At 60.6% G+C, this 19,813-nt stretch carries 15 protein-coding genes and 1 pseudogene; 11 read left to right on the top strand and 5 right to left on the bottom strand.

All coding sequences use genetic code 11. The annotated features are described in order from the left end of the window. Window positions 1-239 precede the first annotated feature (239 nt). From Pan216_RS01270 to Pan216_RS01285, 4 genes are all read left to right on the top strand, one after another. The gene (locus tag Pan216_RS01270; protein WP_419193708.1) at window positions 240-893 is read left to right on the top strand and encodes a response regulator transcription factor; all 654 of its coding nucleotides are present in this window, start codon (window positions 240-242) and stop codon (window positions 891-893) included. Between the two features lie 929 nt (window positions 894-1,822). Beyond that, the gene (gene corA / locus Pan216_RS01275; RefSeq protein ID WP_145253697.1) at window positions 1,823-2,983 is read left to right on the top strand and encodes a magnesium/cobalt transporter CorA; all 1,161 of its coding nucleotides are present in this window, start codon (window positions 1,823-1,825) and stop codon (window positions 2,981-2,983) included. Between the two features lie 291 nt (window positions 2,984-3,274). Further along, window positions 3,275-4,216, top strand: coding sequence for a DUF1559 domain-containing protein (locus Pan216_RS01280; RefSeq protein ID WP_145263528.1), 942 nt, complete (start codon window positions 3,275-3,277; stop codon window positions 4,214-4,216). A gap of 62 nt (window positions 4,217-4,278) precedes the next feature. After that, the gene (locus Pan216_RS01285; protein ID WP_145253699.1) at window positions 4,279-4,698 is read left to right on the top strand and encodes a hypothetical protein; all 420 of its coding nucleotides are present in this window, start codon (window positions 4,279-4,281) and stop codon (window positions 4,696-4,698) included. A 227-nt stretch (window positions 4,699-4,925) separates the two neighbouring features. Here Pan216_RS01285 and Pan216_RS01290 read toward each other — a convergent pair whose 3' ends face one another. Further along, complete coding sequence (locus Pan216_RS01290; protein WP_145253703.1) at window positions 4,926-6,494, bottom strand: ABC transporter substrate-binding protein; 1,569 nt, start codon at window positions 6,492-6,494, stop codon at window positions 4,926-4,928. Between the two features lie 132 nt (window positions 6,495-6,626). Here Pan216_RS01290 and Pan216_RS01295 point away from each other — a divergent pair, with 132 nt between their 5' ends. The 3 genes from Pan216_RS01295 to Pan216_RS01305 are packed head-to-tail and all read left to right on the top strand — an operon-like array spanning window position 6,627 to window position 9,231. Then, on the top strand, window positions 6,627-8,114 hold the full coding sequence (locus tag Pan216_RS01295) for a leucyl aminopeptidase (RefSeq protein WP_145253706.1): 1,488 nt from the start codon (window positions 6,627-6,629) through the stop codon (window positions 8,112-8,114). Window positions 8,115-8,122: 8 nt separating this feature from the next. Beyond that, entirely contained in the window at window positions 8,123-8,632 is a 510-nt protein-coding gene (locus Pan216_RS01300; protein ID WP_145253709.1) for a hypothetical protein, read from the top strand. Then, window positions 8,629-9,231, top strand: coding sequence for a Maf family protein (locus Pan216_RS01305; protein WP_145253712.1), 603 nt, complete (start codon window positions 8,629-8,631; stop codon window positions 9,229-9,231). Before Pan216_RS01300 ends, Pan216_RS01305 begins: the two co-directional genes overlap by 4 nt. Before the next feature lie 256 nt (window positions 9,232-9,487). Here Pan216_RS01305 and tnpC (Pan216_RS27940) read toward each other — a convergent pair. The 4 genes and pseudogenes from tnpC (Pan216_RS27940) to Pan216_RS01325 all read right to left on the bottom strand — a co-directional run. Continuing rightward, window positions 9,488-10,219: pseudogene (gene tnpC, locus Pan216_RS27940) on the bottom strand (IS66 family transposase); the annotation flags it as partial. A 253-nt stretch (window positions 10,220-10,472) separates the two neighbouring features. After that, entirely contained in the window at window positions 10,473-10,631 is a 159-nt protein-coding gene (locus Pan216_RS27945; RefSeq protein ID WP_419193100.1) for a hypothetical protein, read from the bottom strand. A gap of 1,350 nt (window positions 10,632-11,981) precedes the next feature. Further along, on the bottom strand, window positions 11,982-12,146 hold the full coding sequence (locus Pan216_RS27950; RefSeq protein ID WP_419193137.1) for a hypothetical protein: 165 nt from the start codon (window positions 12,144-12,146) through the stop codon (window positions 11,982-11,984). A gap of 861 nt (window positions 12,147-13,007) precedes the next feature. Beyond that, entirely contained in the window at window positions 13,008-14,111 is a 1,104-nt protein-coding gene (locus Pan216_RS01325; RefSeq protein WP_145253726.1) for a hypothetical protein, read from the bottom strand. A gap of 556 nt (window positions 14,112-14,667) precedes the next feature. Between Pan216_RS01325 and Pan216_RS01330 the strand changes: the two genes are divergently transcribed. The 4 genes from Pan216_RS01330 to tnpC (Pan216_RS01345) all read left to right on the top strand — a co-directional run bounded on the left by Pan216_RS01330 (window position 14,668) and on the right by tnpC (Pan216_RS01345) (window position 19,372). After that, a complete protein-coding gene (locus Pan216_RS01330) occupies window positions 14,668-14,961 on the top strand; it encodes a hypothetical protein (RefSeq protein ID WP_145253729.1) in 294 nt (97 codons plus the stop codon). Between the two features lie 1,576 nt (window positions 14,962-16,537). Next, window positions 16,538-16,891 (top strand): IS66 family insertion sequence element accessory protein TnpA, encoded by a 354-nt coding sequence (gene tnpA / locus Pan216_RS01335; RefSeq protein ID WP_145253732.1) that lies wholly within the window; start codon window positions 16,538-16,540, stop codon window positions 16,889-16,891. A gap of 2 nt (window positions 16,892-16,893) precedes the next feature. Beyond that, window positions 16,894-17,286, top strand: coding sequence for an IS66 family insertion sequence element accessory protein TnpB (gene tnpB, locus Pan216_RS01340; RefSeq protein ID WP_145253735.1), 393 nt, complete (start codon window positions 16,894-16,896; stop codon window positions 17,284-17,286). A gap of 358 nt (window positions 17,287-17,644) precedes the next feature. Then, window positions 17,645-19,372, top strand: a complete 1,728-nt coding sequence (gene tnpC / locus Pan216_RS01345; RefSeq protein WP_145253738.1) for an IS66 family transposase — start codon at window positions 17,645-17,647, stop codon at window positions 19,370-19,372. The last annotated feature ends 441 nt before the right edge of the window (window positions 19,373-19,813 follow it).

Consider the following 19,813-nt stretch of genomic DNA (forward strand, 5'->3'; position numbering starts at 1 on the left):
GAACACCTTCGGGCGCACCTCGCGAATGCCGTCATGGCATTCCTGTGTACCTAAATGAATCACCACGAAATAACCAATTTGCCCTGGGCCTAGACATCCATCAGTCAGTTCTGGCACGGCTGTTGCATGTGAGTGGGAGCAGAAACTGGGCCAAACAGTTCTTCACGTTCTTAGGCGACTCGGCACATCAAGGGGCGTCCGGGTCAACATGGCTGCCTAGCCGATATTGGGGGGTAATGATGATTACGACGAGCCTTGTTCTGGCTACACAGCGCAAACTGCACCGCGAGTTGATGAGTCACTTCCTTGGTCGCCGCGAGGAACTGGCCGTGGTGGCGACGACTGATGTCGGAGAGTCCTGTGTCGAAGCGGCGTTCCAACACCGCCCGGAAGTGATCATCACCGACATCGATCCCCCTGACTTTCACGTCTTCGAGGGAATTCGGCGGATCAAGCTCGAACTGCCGCGCACCGCGGTGATCCTATCGGGCGATCTCGTCACCGACCTGACCCTTCGCGAAGCGGTCGGCGCCGGCATCTCGGGCTACATCACCGATGACGAGGGCATGGACAACATGGTCGCGGCGATCCGCACCGTAGCCGCCGGCGGGACCTATTTCTCGCCCTCCGTTCAAGAGCGTCTCTACGTCAATGGCAAGGGTATCCAGATTCGCCCGAACGGAACGCGCTCGATCTCGAAGCTGACCAATCGCGAACGGGAGGTCCTCAAGGACATCGCCAGCGGTTTGCACCGGAAAGACATCTCCAAGAAGCTGAACATCAGCCCGCGGACTGTCGCCCGTCACACCGCCAACCTCATGGTCAAACTCGACATTCACGATCGCGTCCGTCTCGCTCGCTACGCAATTCGGGAAGGTTTCGTCGCGCCGTAGGTCGGCGGTCACCACACTGACATTCGGGGGCGTCGGAGGAAGGCGTCCCCTAGCAGTCCTGATTGTTAAATCTCGGCCCTCAGGTCGTGCGGAGGATGACCCAATCACAGGCGTTTTCCGCATGCCCACGGCGAGCGTGGGCATGGCACCCAAGCGATTTCTCGGCAATGAATTGACCAATCAGGACACGAGCGAGCCGATCGACGACCGAGTGTTCGCTCGGCCCCAAGTGCCATCAGACAGGGTGCCTCCGGATCTCTCTTGATGATGAGAGCCCCGTGACATCCGCGATCACCGGCTTGGAGGATCGCGTCGTTAGGCTCAACGTTCGCGTTGTCGACTCTCCACTCTCTTGCGTTCCGCCCTCTTCGTTTCCCATATGCCGTACCAGTCGGGAACCTTCCATTCGGTGGTCGGACCATCCTTGACAGAGAAGCACTCTCGCCCGAGGTGATCCAGCACCTCATATTCTCGCTCGCGGTGTTCGGGTGTCGTCCATTGTCGGGCGTCGTCGGCGAGGACAAGTAGTACCCCGTCCCCCGCTTCCTCGACGAGTTCGGCGGGGACATTTTCATCGAATCCCGTTGATCGATTCGCGGCCGGCCACTCGTGACCGTCCAAGTTCGGATTGACGATCGGAATACTCGGTCTGACTGGCTGACACGCTGTGCGCGGCCCCCGAATGCCAGATCTCGACGGCGCACGTGTCACCTCGGCACGGCATCAGCCTCAATCGTCATCGCGGCCGTCGTTGCCGCGAGCATGGCGACAACCTTCCGGTGTGGCTTTCGCCCAGACCTTGCCGCGGCGACGATGAAATTCCTATTCCGATCAAGGGCGGATCGGCCGACTCGACGGCGAGCAACGGGTGCTCTGGCCCAAGCGACGACGCGAGTGTCGCCGGGCGGCGACGAAGGAACGGACGATTCATGCCTCAACGCGTGCGACGACGCAAGAAACGGGCCCTGCGGCTCCATCACTCGCCGGGAGTCGCTCCCGGAACCTTGATGATCGATCCCGATGCCCGGCGCTCGGCGATCACGGTGATGGGCTACGGACCCGAGGGCATCACCGAACACACCCTTCTCGACTTGAGTCAGCTTCCGGAGCTTCGCGAACGTTGGCCGGTCCTCTGGCTTCACGTCGGGGGCCTGGGGAGCGTCGATGTCTTCCAAGCCTTCGCCAAGACCTTCAACCTCCATCCGCTCGCGCTCGAAGATATCACCAACGGCGTGCAACGCTCGAAGGTCGACCGCTACGACGACAACTGGCTCATCGTCGTTCACTGGGTCCGCTTGGGTGAACTACTCGAAGGGGAGCAGCTCAACATCATCCTCGGCGACGACTACGTCATCACCTTCTGCGAGAACGACGGCGACTTGCTCGAACCGATTCGCAACCGCATCCGCCGCCGCACTCCCCAGATCATCAACTCTGAGGCGGACTATCTCGCCTATTCGATCCTGGACGCGGCCGTCGACACCTACTTTCCGGTCCTCGAGGAGTTCGGCGAGCGGCTCGAGGGCTTTCGCGAGACGATCCTCTTCGAGGAGGAAGCCAGCCCGGTCCGGCTCCTGCACGAACTCAAGCGGGACATGATGGGGCTGCGGCGTCGCATCTGGTCGCTGCGCGAGGCGCTCAACCAAGTGGCGCGCGATCCGCGTCCCTACTTCTCGCTCGAAACGACGGTCTACTTGCGCGATTGCTACGACCACTCGGTGCAGATTCTCGACCTGGTGGAGATGTACCGCGAGCTGGGCGCCGACCTGATCGACCTCTATCTTTCAAGCGCCAGCAAGCGCATGAACGAGATCATGCAGGTCCTGACCGTCATCGCGACGATCTTCGTTCCGCTAACCTTCGTGACCGGCCTCTACGGGATGAACTTCGACCCCGAGAAGTCGCCGTGGAACATGCCGGAACTCGATTGGTACTACGGCTATCCCTACGCGCTGAGCTTGATGGCGACGCTCGCGTCGATTTCGATCACCGGCTTTTGGCTGGCCGGTTGGTTCTCGACGCCGAAGCTCGAGAAGGACCAGCGTGGCGAGGACGCCGACAACCCGCCTGGCAGCGGCGTGTATCACTAGTGTCCCGATTGGCAAGTTCGTTCATGCAATCTCGGCCTTTGCGATCGTGCGGGACATTGCCCCGATCACAGGCATCTCGCCGAACGTGGGGCAAAGAATACTCACGCTTGCGCGGGCATGCAGAGAACGGCCTCGAACTCAGCAGGAACCCGCCGGGTGCCCCTTAGCGTCGCTGACCACCAGTCTTCGCCATGAAAACAATTGCGGTACCAGTCATTCCAGGTTAGAGTCCCTGGTCGGGGGGTGAGGTGTCGAGAGTACCCGTCTCGTTTCTCACTGAAGGTGCCTCCCATGCTCCACCGTTTCCGTTCCGCGTTCACGCTCGTTGAACTACTCGTCGTCATCGCGATCATCGGTGTTTTGGTCGCTCTCCTGCTCCCCGCGATCCAGCAAGCCCGCGAAGCCGCCCGTCGCGCCCAATGCGTCAACAACATGAAGCAGTGGGGACTGGCGATCTCCAACTACGCCGACTCCCATGGCATCTTGCCGCTGCAAGCGACACGTCTGGACAACTCCGTCGCGGGCGGCAACGGCAATGCCTCCGAAACGCGGCGAAGCTGGATGGTCCACCTTCTCCCGTTCATCGACCGGCAGCCCCTCTTTGATCGCATGAACATGGAGCGCAGCGGCATCATCGCCCCCAACCTGGCGCTGATCCAGGAACCGCTTTCGGCGGCGAACTGTCCCTCCGACACGCTCGCGGGACGGAGTCATCTGGCCGCCGACGACGCGGGAACGCTCGATCTCGCGTCGACCAGCTACGCCGCCTCGGTCGGGGACCATCGCGTGAGCAGCCCCGCCGGCGATGGGCACCTCCCGACGTTCGGCCAATATTCGGGCACCCACACGACCGCCACCGCATCGTCCTGGACCCGCGGGGTCATTGGTCGCGATGGCTACAGTGCTCGCCCGAAGGAAGTGAGCGACGGTCTCTCGAAGACGATTTTCGTCGGCGAGGTGGTTGGCTACTGGTGTCGCTGGCACCACTGGGGGTACCAGAACTGGTCGACGATGGCCCATCCGATCAACGCCTTCAATCAGGAAGCGCTGGCGGCGAGCAACCAAGAGAACGTGCTCGCCTCGGCCCGCTGCATCATCTTCCGAAGCAGCCATGTGGGGGGAGCCAACTTTCTCTTTGGCGACGGGTCGGTCCGATTCCTCAGCGAAGCGATCGACGGGACGACCTATCGGGCGATGGGCTCAAGAGCGGGTGGCGAGATCACCGAGTTCTGAATAAAAACAACCACTGTCACGTCACGCATCGCTTTCGCCTCGCGGGTTGAAGGGAAGAAGAAGTGAAGGGACTTGCGCGCCGAAGAGTCGTCGGCTTGCTGCTGCTCGGTCTGGCACTTCCCGCTTGCGGCGAGCTGATGCAACCGTCGACCTACCCCGTGAGTGGGACCGTCACCTATAACGGCGATCCCTTGCGGGAGGGCGTCATCACCTTCCATCCCGACAATGGCAGGGCCGCTTACGGCAGGATCAAGAACGGTCACATCGTCGACGTGACGACCTTCCGCGAGGGCGACGGCGCGCTCCCTGGGCATCATCGCGTCGTGATCGAAGCATCCACGGAGGATCCCAACGACCCGTTCAACAGCTTCTCGATGCTGCCGATCGAATACGCGAGCCCGGGCACCTCGGGACTGGAAGCCGAGTTGACCTCAGCCCGCGGGAACACCCTCTCCTTCGAACTCACCGATCGCGAGCAGTGAGCTTGGCGATCCTCTGCCACGGGAGGGTTCACTCTTCCCCAAGCGACTTGAACCCGCGTCCGGTTCGTGTGCCTACAGGTGCCGGATGCTTTCTGGGTGCCATGCTCACGCTCGCGTGGGCATGCAGAAGTGACTCACGCTCGCGTGGGTATGTAGAAGTGACTCACGCTCGCGTGGGTATGCGTGTACGCTTGCCCGTCCCATCGAGGACGACATTCTCGACGATTCTACTTGCTGCCTGACTCGACCGTCACGCCCTTGAGCCGAACGATCCCAACCGGATTGATGACGTAGCCCTTCACATTGGCCCGCAGCGCCATCGCGAGATCGACGTGGACCAGTGGAACGACGGGGCAGTCCTCGTCAATGAGACGCTGGGCTTGATCGTAGAGCTGGGCCCGCTTGTCGGGATCGGACTCTTGCTGGGCGTTCAAGAGCAACTCGTGAACCGGCTCGGACAGGTAGAAGGCGACGTTGCGAGCCAGTGGCGGCTCCGCGTTGGTCTTGTCGAGCAGGGCGAAGAGAAAGTTGTCGGGGTCGCCATTGTCAGTGATCCAGCCGAAGAGCGCCGTCTCATGCTCGCCGTTGCCGGTCTGCTCGAGAAACTGCGACCAGGGCGGACTGTGAATCTCCGGTTCGAGCCCGACTTGGCGAAGCTGCTCCTGGATCATCGCGGCGACGCGGTCGGGCGCGGGCATGTAGGGTCGGCTGTTCGGCATGACCCAAAGTCGAAACGACGTTCCCTTGGCGACGCCCGCCTCCTCGAGGAGCTGCCTCGAGCGTTTGGGATCGTAGTCGATGCCCTTCCAATGCTCGTTGAAGGCGAACATCGGCGGCGGGATGAGTGACGTCGCGATGACCGCCTCCCCCTCGTAGACGCTCTTCACGAGGGCCTCCTTGTCGATGGCATGACCGAGCGCCCGACGAACACGGACATCGTTGAATGGGGGACGCTGGTTGTTCATGGCGAAGTAGGCGGTGTTCATGCCGGGCACGCGAAGCAGTTTCAGCGAATCGTCCTGGCGCACCTCGGCACGGACGGGGATCGTCAGCCCGTCGGCCATGTCGATCTCGCCGGTACGAAGCTGTCGTAGCCGGGCGGTCGGTTCGGGGATCGGCTTGAAGATGACGCGCTCGACGCCTGGCGCCCCACCCCAGTACTTCTCGTTGGCGGCGAGGGTCAGCTTCACCTCGGGAATCCACTCCTCGAAGCGAAACGGACCGGTGCCGACCGGGTGAACCGAGAAGCGCTCGGCATGCTCCGTGACCGCGCTGGGGGAGACGATGCTCGCGGAGAACGTGGCGAGGTTCGCGAGGAAGACGCCGCTGGGTCGCTTGAGCTTGAAGGTCACTTCGTTGGACGCGGCGCTGGCGATCTCCTCGATGATCGCGTAGTCCTGGCGATAGGGAGCTTTGAGCCCGTGATTGCCCGGATGGTCGGGGTCGAGGATCCGCTCGAAGGTGAACTTGACCGCGTCGGGCCCGAAGGGCGTGCCGTCGTGAAAGGTGACTCCCTCGCGGAGGGTGAAGGTCCACGAGCGGCGATCGTCGCTCTCCTGCCACGAGGTCGCCAGCGACGGAACGATCCGTGAGGAGTCGTCGGCGTAGGTGACGAGGGTATCGAAGACGTTGTTGATGATCTTGGCGCTCTCGCCATCCTCGGCGTCGGCGGGATCGAGCGTGACCGAGTCGTTGCCCCGTCCGAAAATCAACGTCGTTTGCGACCCGGTGGGGGAGGGCCCACCACCACATCCCACCAGGAGACCCAACAGGCCCATCAACCATCGACGACTCATTCGAGGGATACCTCCGCGGTTCAACTCGCGCCAGCAATCACGCTCCCAACTCTCTTTTGGTATGAAGAGAGGAACCCAACGCGTCGACTTCCCGCGACGCCCATGGACACAGTGGCCTAGGAACTCCAATCAATGAAGATCGATCTTTGTCAACAACCGCTCGATGGTGTCACGACCGACTGGCTGGCCATCGGTATATTTGAAGGTGATCAAGCTGCCACGCTGCCGGCGGAACTCGAACCGAAGCTCGCCGAGACGATCGCGCGGCGCCGCGAACTCGAGGACTTCTCGGGCAAAAAGAACGAGCTGTTGACCCTCTATGGCGTCGAGGGCATTGCCGCCGAGCGGGTGTTGCTCGTTGGTCTGGGCAAGCCCGATTCCTTCGATCGGATGACCTTCACCAATGCGGTCTCGACGGCGGTCCGCCACGCGAACAAGAAGCCGGGCACCGCGATGGTCGGTTCGCTGCCGACCGGAACATCGCTCGACGCCAAGCAACTCGCCGAAGCCGCGATCACCGGCGCCCTGATGGCGAGTCAAGGCCAGGCGATCTACAAGTCCGCGTCCAACGGCACCGCCATCGACAGCTTCTCGCTCGCCGCCACGAAGGAGACCCACTCCGCCGCCCAGGAGGGCATCGCCAGCGGAACGATCCTCGGCGAGGCGATCAACGCCGCGCGCGACTTGATCGATCGGCCGCCGGCGGAGATCTATCCCGAGACCTTCTGCAAGCGCGCCCTCGAACTCGCCGAGCCGGTCGAGGGATTGGAGGTCGAGATCCTCGAGCCGGAAAAGCTCAAGGAACTCGGCATGAACTGCATTCTCGGCGTCGGCCAGGAATCGGTCCGTCCCCCGCGACTGATGATCCTTCGCTATCGCGGCAAGAAGGATGACTCCGCGCCGCTCGCCTACGTGGGCAAGGGTATCACCTTCGACAGCGGCGGGCTCTCGCTGAAGACGGCCGACGGCATGGTCGACATGAAGTGCGACATGGGGGGAGCGGCCACCGTGGTCGCCGCGACGATCGCGGTCGCGCGGCTCGGCCTGCCGGTCAACCTCCTATGCCTGACGCCACTCGCGGAAAACATGCCGGGCGGGAACTCCTATCGTCCCGGCGACATCCTGACGGCGAAAAACGGCAAGACGATTGAGATCGTCAACACCGACGCCGAGGGTCGACTCGTACTTTCCGACGCCCTCTGCCACGCGGTCGATCTCGGGGCCGCCCACATCGTCGAACTCTCGACCCTCACCGGTGCCTGCATGGTGGCCCTGGGCAACGACGTCGCTGGCGTCATGACCAATGACGACACGTGGGCCGAGCAGGTTCTCGCCGCCGCCAAACGGACCGGCGAGCTGGCGTGGCCACTGCCGATGTACGAGGAATTCGACGACCTCATCAAGAGCGACGTCGCCGATATGAAGAACAGCGGCGGACGCTGGGGCGGAGCGATCACGGCGGCGAAGCTGCTCGCGAACTTCGTCGGCGACGTCCCCTGGACCCACATCGACATCGCGGGCCCCTCGTTCGCGGCCAAGGAGGCTCCTCACCGCGACGGCGGCGCGACCGGCTACTTCGTCCGCACGCTCGTCGACCTCGCCGGGCAGTACGCCCCATGAGCGCCGAGATGCCCGACGCGCCGGGCCCTCAGCGGGGACGACTGTTGATGATCGCCTTCGGGAGCATCGTCGGCCTGACCGTCCTGGGCTACTTTTGGCTCTGGGTCACCTTCAACGCGATCCCGACCCAAGAGGAGATGCGGCGGCTTCTGCGCGACGCGGAGATGGTCGAGGTCTTCCAATGGCGCGATGATCAACCGGTCCGGTGGATCCGCTTCAAGGATCCCCGGCACTGGTCGGGCCTCGCCGACAAGCTGACCTTTCGCGAGAAGTTTTGGCGGTTCAGCTCGCCCCCCGACGAAGCGGTCGTGGTCCAAACGCTCGTGGACGACGATCGAACCATCGCGTGGGAAGTGCGCGACGGGGACGAGGCAATCCACTTGCGAAAGGCGGTCCGCTGGTACCGCATGCCGATCGAGCCAGGGCTGGCCGACGAGGTTCGCCGACTGCTCGTCGAGCACGGGAAGGACCTCGATCCGAACCAGGACACCTCCCCGTCCGGAGCGCCGACGCGATGACGGTTCCCTCGACGCCTCCCTTTCTCTTGGCCAGCGGATCCGCGGCTCGGCGACGTCTTCTCGAAGAAGCGGGATACATCTTCGATGTGAAGGTCAGCGGAGCCACCGAACCACCGCCGGAGCGTTTCGCCAGCGCCCTGGCCTACGTGCAGCATACCGCGTGGCTCAAGGCCTCCACGGTCGCTCACGACTCGGCGGGTCGCTGGGTCCTCGCGGCGGACACTGTCGCGACGATCGGCGGGCTGGTGGTCGGCAAACCCGCTCATCGGGAGGACGCTGAACGGATCTTGCGAACCCTTCAAGGAACACGTCACCAAACGACCACGGGCGTCTGTCTTCACGCTCCCGGCAAAGACCTCTGGTTCGGGCTTCACGAGACGACCACCGTTCTCATGCGGCCGCTCGATGACGCCACGATCGATGGCTACCTCGATAGCGGCCGTTGGGCGGGCAAAGCGGGTGCCTACGGCATGCAGGACAAGGACGATCCCTTCGTCGAGGCGCTCGAGGGAAGCGTTTCCAACGTCATCGGCCTACCGATGGAACGCTTGGGGGAGTTGTTTGAGTTGGTGTCGCGCCTTCATGATGTTCAGGGGTAGTACGCGTCCTGGACACTTGAAGGCCCTTACGGATCTGGACGTGGATTCTCTTGGGTCGCTCTCTTCAAGGAGTGGAACAGGTATCCTGGGAGCGCGATCGGCCAAGGGCCTGGACCCATCAGCCCCAAATCATCTCTGCTCGTGAAGCCAAATCTCCTACGAACGTTCTCTGGACTCTGTTCTATCCTCACCAAGTCTGGATACACTATTCGCAAGAACTCTTCGTCGGCCTCTGGTAGCCTCCCACTGTAACCGTTCACGGTTTGGTGACAAGGGATGGGCAGGGTCGCGATCGGAAATGAGCGTCGACGGCGTCGGTGAGGTAGGTGAAGATGTCGCGGGATTGTTGTCGGCAGGTCTCGATGACGGTCAGTGTGGTTTCGACAAATCGACTTCCCGCGGCGCTCTGAGTACCGAAGGAGAGCTTCCTCCAGATCACGGCGTGACGTAGCGAACGTTCACTGAGGTTATTGGTCGGGTCGACGCCATCTTGGTCGAGAAAGGTCCAGAGCCATTGGCGATGGTCGTAGAGTTCCCGACACATGCCGATCAGTTTCGGGTTGCCGCTAAAGAGACCGCGCAGCAGCAAGTGTTCGATCTCGCGACGAACGGGAGCCAGACGACGTTTGAGTGTTCGGCGTGTGATGGTTCCGTCTCGTCAGCGTGCCCATTCGCGAAAGAGTCTTTTCGTCGGTCGCATCAGGTCATGACCCAGGCGTTTGACTTGGTGGTCGCTGCTGTCGATCAAGGCTTGGAAGTCACGCTTGAGATGAGCCCAACACCACGGCAGGCGGCCAAGCTGCCAGTACATCTTGGCTCGGTCACACATCACGACGCCCGAGAAGGTCTCGCCAAGCAGTTCGTTCAGCACCGTGGCCGCCCGCGAGCCACGCATCGTGAAGAGGGTGAAGGTGCTGGCCACGAAGGTCCACAACCAAGCCTTCTGCCCCGCTTGTTTGGTCGGCGTCTCGTCGGCCCCAAGGACAAGCGAGTCGGTGACGACGGTACTCCGTGATCATCGGCTTGATTTCCGGGAGTTCCCACACTTGATGCCGCAACGGATCGGCGTCCTCTCCCGTCAACGGCGTGTCGCAACGCCGGCAGGTCTTCGGCAGCAGCGTCACGACTTCCTGGCATTCCTCGGTGGGAACCAAAGAACGTTCGTGTTTCTTATGACCTGGTTGGCCACCACGCTTCCGCTTCGATCACGGCGCCTTGCGCGGTGTCTTGGCATGAGGGTGCTAACTGCCGGGAGGCAGCGACGAGTTCCGCGGGTTCTTGGGAGGTCCAAGTGCTTCTTCCAATTCCGCGATTCGCAGCAACAACGACTCGACGAAGGCACGCACCTCCGGCGTCATCTGGGCCGCGAGTTCAGGAGGTATCTTCGACTTCCCTGTCATGAACGAATTCTCTCACGAACTCCCTTTCGTGAAAAGACCAACTCGCAGGGTGTGAACGGTTACTCCTTGACGAAGAGTTCGGTTACTTCTCCAGGCTTGACGATCATTTCCAGCCATCGCGTAAGTTCTTCGCGTGGCGTCATTTTAGGCTTCTTTGCCGAAGCACGATTACGTTGCCGACCTAGGCCATTGGTTTTGTTCACAGGAGACCCTCCTCGGTTGAGCATAGTTGCCCATTTTGCCACAGTTGCCGCGATAGGTGTACAGCGATCGCTGTCTGGCGCAGTTGGCGACGGCAGGGCGATTTCGCCGAAGGGGTATGGAATGTGCCTGAGTCAATCGTCGTGTTTTAGATGAGTGATCGCTGTCTCGGTGAAGGGCAACAGGCGCGAGTCTGATGTGTTGTCAATCGTTCGACTCGATGATCGCGTCGTTTTCACGATCGTCGGGTCGAAGAAGGTTTCCGAAGCGGAATTGGGAGCGATTTGGCCGGTCGCGATGTTCCGGGCGCCAGCTGAGGGGATTGCGTGTTTCCATTCCTGGCGTGATCGTGGGAGGCGTTGACGTTTCGTAGGGTCATCGGACCATGTTGGAGGTGCCCCACTTCCCGCAATCGGCAAGGAGGCTTCCGTCGAGAGTGCGGCAGCGTCGCGGCCATTCATCGTTTCCAATCGCGATCGAGCGGTCGAATGCGTGCGGTTTGTGCAGGTTCGTGCTCTGGGTAGGAACGATGGTTGATCTCGCGCGTGGAGGGGTTTGGGCGGTGAGCGACGTCGCCAATGTGGCCGCTCGAAAGCGTCGACGGTGACATGAAGGGTAATCGGGTTTCCGAAGCGAGATGAGAATTTGGGGCACCCTGGCCCGAAGAGGCGGGAAAAATGAACTCAGGGGCCAGAAACGATCGAGAAGGGGGTCAGAATGCTCCGTGTCGATCGCAGAGCGTTCGGGGGCACCGTCGGTTTGCCCCGGAGAGGAGGTGTTGCCAGAGAGCCTAGAGGAGGCTCTCCGTGTCACGTTTCGTGACAAAATAACGGACCACGAAGACAGACCGATTAACGGACCAATATGGCGGGCGGTAACGTGTTGCTTTGAAAGGGTTTAGGAATGAGCGATACTGGACTTGAACCAGTGACCTCTACGATGTCAACGTTCGAGCCGTTGCGAATCTTCGGAAAGCTGGATGCGTAACCTGTTTGATGGCAAGGTGTTGCGTCTATTGATTGGTGATACATTTTGGCCGACGATTTGGTGATACGATCGGTGATACGAAAAGGACGCAGTTTGGGACTTGTTGCCCCCTCCATGAACGCAATTCTCGATGGCCGCAGGTGACTCGGAACCGCCTTTCAATCATTGATCGTCGAGGGAGCCGAGTACCTCTCTGAGATCGCCGACCTTGAGGTCTTCGAATGCTCCTCGTTTCACCGATAGGTCGCGCGACAGCCGTAGCGAGGCTCGCGCATCGCCCTCGCCGCCGAACTCACCCTTGAACAGGAAGGGCATCACGAAGAGCATGCAGAGCATCAATCAGCCAGTCGCCAAGGAGTGTGTTGCGGCGTGTTGACGGCGGTTTCGCAGGTGTTTGGACAGCATCACGAATGGTTGACAGAGCGACGGCGGCGGCAAAGGGAATGGCTTCGGCTCAATTACAAGAGCGCCGTCACCGGGCTATCGAAGATGAACCCGTTGCCGAGAGACTCAACGGTCAGCAAGAGCTTGAGCAAGAAGCCAAGCCGCCGCCGTTTGGGGTGCCATTGTTCAAGCCGTGGAAGCCTGCTCAACCGGCACGCTTTCAGCCATTCAACCCGGCTCAGCCTGCGAAGCTGCACGCTCACGGACGGGCGAACGCAAACAATCGCCAGCGAAACTTGGTCGACCATCTACTTTGAGAAAAGCTCGATTCCCAAAGGAATCTGCAATCTCCAAAGTGTCGGTGTCGGCGGCACATCGAATCCGAGGGTTAGAACGTTTGAAAAGACGCCGATGTACACATTTACGTCGAACCCTTGCTCCAACAACTGGCCGAGCGGTGTTTCCCGAGACTTTACGAACTCCTCGGCCCATTGAATCGACATGGTTGGTCGGTCTGGGGCATCTACTCGGTACTCCATGCACCAGTAACCTGCGGAACGGCAGTCACCGTGCGGGATCTTCGTTTCACCCGGGCGCTGTGCAATTTGAGGTGTTGAGTTGAGCAACTCCGAGATATTCGTGGGGTCGAGGCACGCGTGGCAAATCCGAAGCGATGCCTCGCACCACCAATCGACCTTACTTTTGGCTGCTTCCACTTAGAGTGCCTCCCACATCTTCGCAATGTACTCCCCGGTACGAGAGTCCCACATTCCGCCAGATCGGTCTTCAAGATGTCGAGCGCGTTCATGGCGACCTCTTCGGAATCCCCACGTCCTTGAGGAGTCGTTGCCGAATCTGCTCGGCCGTCTCGCGTTCCCGTTTGTCGCCAGCGTTGAGTTCCAGAAACGCCTGGAGGGGAGAAGCATCAACGGAATCGCGAACGTCAAAGAAGACGATGGGATCGTCAGTCTCCAAGACTTGGAAGTTTGGAAAACGCTCGGTCTCACGGGCCGAGTTGCCCAGTCGTTTCAAGATTCCGGTTGCATCAGTGCAGTAGTAGCAGCGGATGGGCTCACGCGCCATCGTCGCATAGTGTTCGGAGGATGACGATCCTGTGCGGACGACGCGTTCCTGTGTCTCCTGGCTCCAATCTCGTGCGATCGCCTCGAACGCCTGATCGTCCAGATCACATTTGCCGATGAATTTTTGCCGAATGACCGGAGCCTCGTAGTTGTCGGCGAGGCTGTTCAAGAGTTTCTCCGCCTGGAGCAAGCGTAGGCGTGTCGTCCGCCCTTTTCGTTGTCTCTCGATGATGAGGTCATCTTCCAAGGATGAGCATGCTTTGGAGATCGTCGAAAGAGTGACGTCACCACGGCGAGTTCTGATCTCGTCGAGGAGTTTTTGCGACGTCTCGTATTCGGCACGCAAGAGAAACGTTCTTGCGACAAGCGAGCTTGCTCCTCGGTACACGTTTCGGATTGGGCTGCTGCTCGGGTACTTGTTCGGATTTCCCGTTCGGTAGATCAGCAGTCGATTGGGGACAAGGATGACGCCGTTGCCGCACAAGTCGATGCCGCTGACTTGCTGGGATTCCAAGAATCGTAGCTGCTCTTCGGAAAGAAAGGGCGTGACGATCATCGGGTTCGCTTTAAGTTGCTTGGCGAGCCGTGTCGCTTGTTGAGCGGCTTCCTGGATAGCTTTCGGGTTGAACTGCACGCGGGTTTGGACCGCGAAGGCGAACGTGCTCTTGTTCCAGGCGACTTCGGCAACGGCGTCGACGCGATCAGACGCCCCCAGCCGCTTTGCGGTCTCGACAACACGGATGCGCGCAGGGTAGAAGCATTCTCCCATCCTCCGGAGGGAGTCCTGCAAGCTCTTGGTCGTCAACCGTTTCTCGCTGGTTGTCATTTTCTTGATTCGGAAAACACGTGTTCTCGGGAAAGATCGCCCGCCTTCATCGCTTCAATTGTTTCCCAGCATACCACATTTTCCCGAACGGGAAATGATTGTCGAATAGGAAACTGTCCTGTGGAGGGAAACCCTAGTCGGCGTTAGTGCATCAACTCACGATGACGATACTCGGGCAGGAGCATCGACGTGCCCCGGTGTGCTGATTTTCGCCCGATCGACCACGACAGCGGATGGCCCAATGAAGTCTCGGAGCCGATGAGGACCAAGCCTGGACAAGTGATCGACGGCTTCGATCTCACGCCTTCACGCCCGGCGAGTCTTCGTTGACTGGTGGTTAATGCGTTGGATCGGCCGAGGGCCGGCCTGAAGGTGCGAGTCGCCGCCGATCGATGGGGCAACTGCTACAACGTTCCCGCGACCCAAACAGTGAGTGTGAGGTCAGGAGAAGTGGAGGTCGAAGTTGACTTCATCGCTAACTAGGAAGGGCCTGTTCCGAGGTTGTGGTCGTCGTCGATCTGAGAAAACTCTCTGGGCGGCGAGCGTCGCCGGGTGGTTGTCCGATCTCGAAGTTGCACGTGACCCCGAGGATTGGCAAGCAAGTCGTTGGTGTCGGCATCGCAACGACTTCCCCTACCGGCACCACGACGAACTCCGCGCCACCGTCAACCCATGCAACAACCTCGCCCACTGCTTCTGCTGCAAGCGAAACCTCAACAACATCGACCTGCTGCTCGAACTCGGCTACGACTTCCACGCCGCCGTCACCCTCCTCGACCAATGGCTCCGTCGCTATCAGCTCCAAAAATCCCAAAACAAAACTCGTACCCCGCCATTCCCATCCAAGTAGGACGGCAGCCCACCGGACCAAGTCTCCCAAAGGACCGGCCATGCGCACGCGACGAGCCAACCAATCCCATCGCGCCCTTCCTCCTCCAGAATTCCCAACAATTCGGCAACACCGCCTCCAACATCCCAAAATCCCTACAGCCCTAATTCGGCAACGAATGCGACCAGAATTCGAACTGGGACACGTGGGCCTTCCAAGTCTTCGAAGTGAATAACAACATCTTCAAGTGCGCCACGAACGTCCTTGCTCATCGGGAACTCTCCTTGCATGCTCTTGATCCCTCGGTCCCATGCAAGATGTTCTACTCATCGCTCACTACCGGCGCAACTCTCCCCTGGTTACCCAGGCTCCCGACACTGCGCGCTGGCCCTGTTCCGAAACGCCATCTACTTCCACTGCGGCGGACTCGACCTCTACCCACACAAAACCGAGTAGAGCCACAAATGTGACCAGGACTAAAACGGGTGAACTTAAGGGTTCCGGATCAAATATGGACGTTTGGAGTCGTCGCTGGCATGCACCAAGATCCAGGCAACCGGATCGTTTCCGAGATCCTTGTCTGTCTGCTCTTTCAATAAAGCGATCAGCTCTCGAATCGCAGAGTTCCGACAGCACTCCACGAGCTTATCCAAAGGGGAATCTTTCGCTAGTCTTGTGCCAGAAGGATAGTATCCGACGATGTATGCAAGCTGGTCGGCAGTCTCGTCTACGTCGGCGGAGACGGCACGGATTCGAGCGTGTTCAAAGATACTATAACTGTCATACGCCGCCAGCAGTTGCATTTGCTGCCAAAAACGCTCTGAAGTCATCCAGCAGGAGTATACGAGAAGCGAGACTACAACAATACCAACAAGGGCGATACTTCTCTTCGACACAACCATTCGCTAACCTCTACGCGACTACTTTGAGTTGTTTTCTATGCACATCGCGACTAGAGCCTGTCTTGTACTTTCGAAGCTAGGCTTTGTCTCAAAACTGATATTGTGGTTCGGTCCACAGGTATTGCTGGATGAACGCCCATTTGATCATGCCGCCCTCCCGCCCGAAGCGCGTAGTGTGTTTTCCTAGGGAAGCTTATCAACCCTTGGCTGCGTTCCCGGGTCAAATCGGAAACGGTAGTCTTGTTGGGACGCTTCCCGTGCGTAGCGCCATACTGAGAGTAGTGACGATTCCGGATGAAGGCTACCGGCCCCTCCTCCGATTTGTCGAAGTTCGGCCATGATATCATTGAACTGCGGGTGAAAAGGATCGACGATAAAGTCAATATCACTACGGGAATCGGGTCCCTTGTCAGGTGGCAACTCCCAGTTGTTGATATTGCGTCCTTCTCCCCGTGCCCGGCTTCCTCCAACATCGATGCTCACTTCGTACTTGTCAACGATCGCCTGGATTTCCAGTACCTCCTGCCTTGTCAATGTTTGGGCCCGACGAGAGGAGGCGGCTTGTGTTTTACTGGCGGGGTGTCTGTCTCCGGGTCACGGTCATTTGTCGTTGAATCGTGAGCGTTGCAACGGTGGCGTCTTTTGGTTTGCGGTAGGCTTGGGGTGTTTGCTCCGGGTTGATCGCGAGGCGGAAGATGCGAGTTCGTTGTGCGGAGAAGGAAGCGTATTGGCGGAAGGTCGTTCGTCGGCAAGAGGAGAGCGGGCGGGGCGTTCGACGATTCTGCCGGGAAGAGGGGATTTCGGAGGCGTCATTCTACGGTTGGCGGCGTGAGCTACAGCGACGCGATCGAAAAGAGAAACGGTCGCCTGCGGTCGATGGCGGTGGGACGTGTCCGTCGCCGTTCGTGGCGTTGCGGGTGGTCCCCGAATCGACGAGCGTGATCGAGATCGTTCATCCCCGAGGCTACATCGTGCGAGCGCCGGCCCAAGTCGACAGCGACGCGTTGCGCAAAGTGCTTGCGGCCCTCGATAGCGTCGAGGAGGAGTGAGCATGTGGTCGGTCCCTCATCAGGTGCGGATATTCCTGGCTCGGGAACCGGTCGACATGCGTAAGAGCTTTCACGGACTCATCGCCTTGGCGGAGTCGGTGCTCGAGCAAGATCCTCTCTCGGGCCATTTGTTCGTCTTCATCAATCGCCGCCGGGATCGCCTCAAGGTGCTCTATTGGGGCGGCGTCGGCTATTGCATTTGGTATCAGCAGTTGGAGGAAGGGAGCTATCAGCTTCCCGACGTCCAGGCGGCCGACGATGAGGCCGGCCTCGAGATCACTGCCGGACAATTGTCACTCATTCTCGAGGGCATCGACCTTTCCTCGGTTCGTCATCGCAAGCGCTTTCAAGTCTCCGATCAGCACCGTGACACGCCGTCGTCCCGTCGTTCGTGACTTCCCTTCACTCTTTCCCGAATGATGCTCGCCGCTCCGCGGAGCCAGGACGCGCCGCTGCTCCTTCGAGACGCCAGTTCCCCGTCGCGGCGGCGAGAGCCTGGAAGCCATGGGACGGCACGCGACCAAAACCGAGTCTTGTCTTCGGTTGTCCTCGGACCCAGGGTTCTTCGCTTGCCAATCTCGTTGGACGATCGACCCTGGCGTTCTCTTCGCGAGCGACAACGATGTCATGGTGATGGCAGCGACGAGGAGGACTCGCAGGTTTTCTCGTCATTCCGACGAAATTGCTGAAACTGCTCTGGCGCCTCCGACGCCGACGTGCTAGGGTGTCCCCGCGACAACTGAGATCGGCTTGATGGACGCCTTCGACGTGAACCTCCCCCGCGACATCGACGCCTGCCACGAGTTGATCCTCGAACTCGATCGGGAGCGCCGACGGCAAGCCGCCGTCATCGCCCAGCAGCAAGAGACCATCGCCCAGCAGCAAGAGACCATCGCCCAACAACAAGCAATCATCGCCCAGCAGCAGGAGACGATCGATCGCTTGCAGAGCGACGTCGACTTGCTCAAGCGGACCTTGTACGGCCGGCGGCGGGAACGCTTCGTCGACGATGCCCAGCAGGGGCTCCTGTTCGACTCGACAATCGTCGAGGCGGACGACGATTCAGGTTCCGGCGACGACGAAGAGAGCGATGACGACGAACCGTCACCAGAACGCCGCACGAGCAAGGGACGCGGCCGGCGTCTCTTCCCCGAGTTGCTGCCGCGCAAGACGGTCCGTCACGAACTCGACGAGCAAGAGATTCCCGAGGAGCTGAGGAACGACCCGACCGCCCGGCGGTTCTTCAAGAAGACCAGCGAGCAACTGGAGTTCACGCCCGCTTCGATCCATGTGATCGAACATTACCAAGAGGTGATCGTTCGCGACGAAGCATCGGGCGAGACGACGATCGCCACGGCGAAGAAACCGCCGCAGTTGATCGACGCTTACACCGGTCCCGGCTTCTGGGCTCATCTGACCGCCAGTCGCTTCGCCGACCATCTGCCCTGCTACCGACAAGAGGACATCCTCGCTCGCCACGGCTGCCGCATCGGCCGCGGCACCCAACAGCGTTGGCTCTTCGCCCTGGCCTTGGCGGTCGCGCCGTTGGTCGAACTGATGCGTCGGCTGGCGTTGCAGTCCGAGGTGCTGGGCTGCGATGAAACGCCGGTCAAGATGTTGGCGGGCGAGCCGCCTGGCTGCACCAAGACCTATCTCTGGAGCACCGTCGGCGACAATGCCCATCCCTACGACTGCTTCCACTTCACGCCCGACCGCAGCCGCGATGGACCGGAACAGTTCCTCGCCGGTTTCCAGGGTTACTTGCAGTCGGACGCCTACACCTGCTACGAGCGAATCGCCGCGGCGGACGACCGGATCGTCCCCGTCGGCTGCTGGGCTCATGCGCGCCGTAAGTTCGAGGAGATCCACTTCAGCGCGCCGAGCGTGCGGACGCACACCGCCCTCGGCTACTTCCAGCGGCTCTACGACATCGAAGATCGCGCCCGTGACAGTAGTGTGTCACAACGCGGCGCCCTGCGGCAACGCGACGCCAAGCCGATCGTGACCGAGTTCCATCAGTGGCTGCTCGAGCAGCACGAGCGGGAGCTTCCGAAATCGAAGCTGCGCGCCGCCATCGCTTACATGACCAACCGGTGGCAGTCCTTCGCGTGCTATCTCGACCATGGGGCGATTCCCATCGACAACAACCGCACCGAAGCGGCGCTGAAGTACGCCGTCCTCGGCCGCAAGGCGTGGCTCTTCTTCGGCAACAGCCAAGGAGGCGAGACCCCCGCCACCTTCTTCACGCTGACCAAGAGTTGCAACCGCCATCACGTCGATCCATTCGCCTACCTCCGCGATGTCTACACCCGCCTGCCGACCACTCCGGCTTCGGATCTCCCTTCGTTGCTACCCGACCGTTGGATCGACGAGCACCCCCAGCATCGTCTCCAAGAGCGCGCCGACGAAGCTCGCCAACGAGCCGACCGCAAACGCGCCCGCCGAGCCCAACGCCGCGCCCCTGCCGCCACTCCTCGTTGATCGGTGACCGGTTCCCCGTCGTCATCGGCTCCTGCTTCTCCCACACGCCACCGTTGCAACGCTCACGCTGGCGGAGCCTCCGGATCGGGTTGGCCGAGTGGGGCAAAGGGTTGAGTAGCTCGCTCAGTGGTGGGAAGTTACTCCCGATGAGGTCCGATGGGAGATGAAGCGAGCGCGTCGAGAGGTCATCGTCGCCCCGTCGCCATTCCCCAAAACGCCATGACGATGCTCCGGGAGGGGGACGTCCGTGACCCCGGCGAAGGGACGACGTTTTCGTGTGGTCCGGATGGTTCCACGGAGAGACAGACGTTCGCCCCAGATCGGTTGTCAGCAGCCGACGACGACGCTCCGTCACCGCCGTGACGAAATAGGCTCCGCCGCTACCAGCACCAGCAATCCCAAAAGAGAAATCCTACTCCACGCGTAAGTCGACCTTCCGTC

The organism is Kolteria novifilia, from assembly GCA_007748055.1.
Lineage (GTDB): Bacteria > Planctomycetota > Planctomycetia > Kolteriales > Kolteriaceae > Kolteria > Kolteria novifilia.

Bases quoted from the DNA above. Each gene is read 5' to 3' on its own strand.
- Pan216_RS01325 (WP_145253726.1), bottom strand. From the start codon at position 14,111: ATGACAACCAGCGAGAAACGGTTGACGACCAAGAGCTTGCAGGACTCC.
- tnpB (WP_145253735.1), top strand. From the start codon at position 16,894: ATGTGGTCGGTCCCTCATCAGGTGCGGATATTCCTGGCTCGGGAACCG.
- Pan216_RS01300 (WP_145253709.1), top strand. From the start codon at position 8,123: ATGCCCGACGCGCCGGGCCCTCAGCGGGGACGACTGTTGATGATCGCC.
- tnpA (WP_145253732.1), top strand. From the start codon at position 16,538: ATGCGAGTTCGTTGTGCGGAGAAGGAAGCGTATTGGCGGAAGGTCGTT.
- Pan216_RS01280 (WP_145263528.1), top strand. From the start codon at position 3,275: ATGCTCCACCGTTTCCGTTCCGCGTTCACGCTCGTTGAACTACTCGTC.
- Pan216_RS01290 (WP_145253703.1), bottom strand. From the start codon at position 6,494: ATGAGTCGTCGATGGTTGATGGGCCTGTTGGGTCTCCTGGTGGGATGT.
- Pan216_RS01295 (WP_145253706.1), top strand. From the start codon at position 6,627: ATGAAGATCGATCTTTGTCAACAACCGCTCGATGGTGTCACGACCGAC.
- Pan216_RS27950 (WP_419193137.1), bottom strand. From the start codon at position 12,146: ATGCTCTTCGTGATGCCCTTCCTGTTCAAGGGTGAGTTCGGCGGCGAG.
- tnpC (WP_145253738.1), top strand. From the start codon at position 17,645: ATGGACGCCTTCGACGTGAACCTCCCCCGCGACATCGACGCCTGCCAC.
- Pan216_RS01305 (WP_145253712.1), top strand. From the start codon at position 8,629: ATGACGGTTCCCTCGACGCCTCCCTTTCTCTTGGCCAGCGGATCCGCG.
- Pan216_RS27945 (WP_419193100.1), bottom strand. From the start codon at position 10,631: ATGACAGGGAAGTCGAAGATACCTCCTGAACTCGCGGCCCAGATGACG.
- Pan216_RS01270 (WP_419193708.1), top strand. From the start codon at position 240: ATGATTACGACGAGCCTTGTTCTGGCTACACAGCGCAAACTGCACCGC.
- corA (WP_145253697.1), top strand. From the start codon at position 1,823: ATGCCTCAACGCGTGCGACGACGCAAGAAACGGGCCCTGCGGCTCCAT.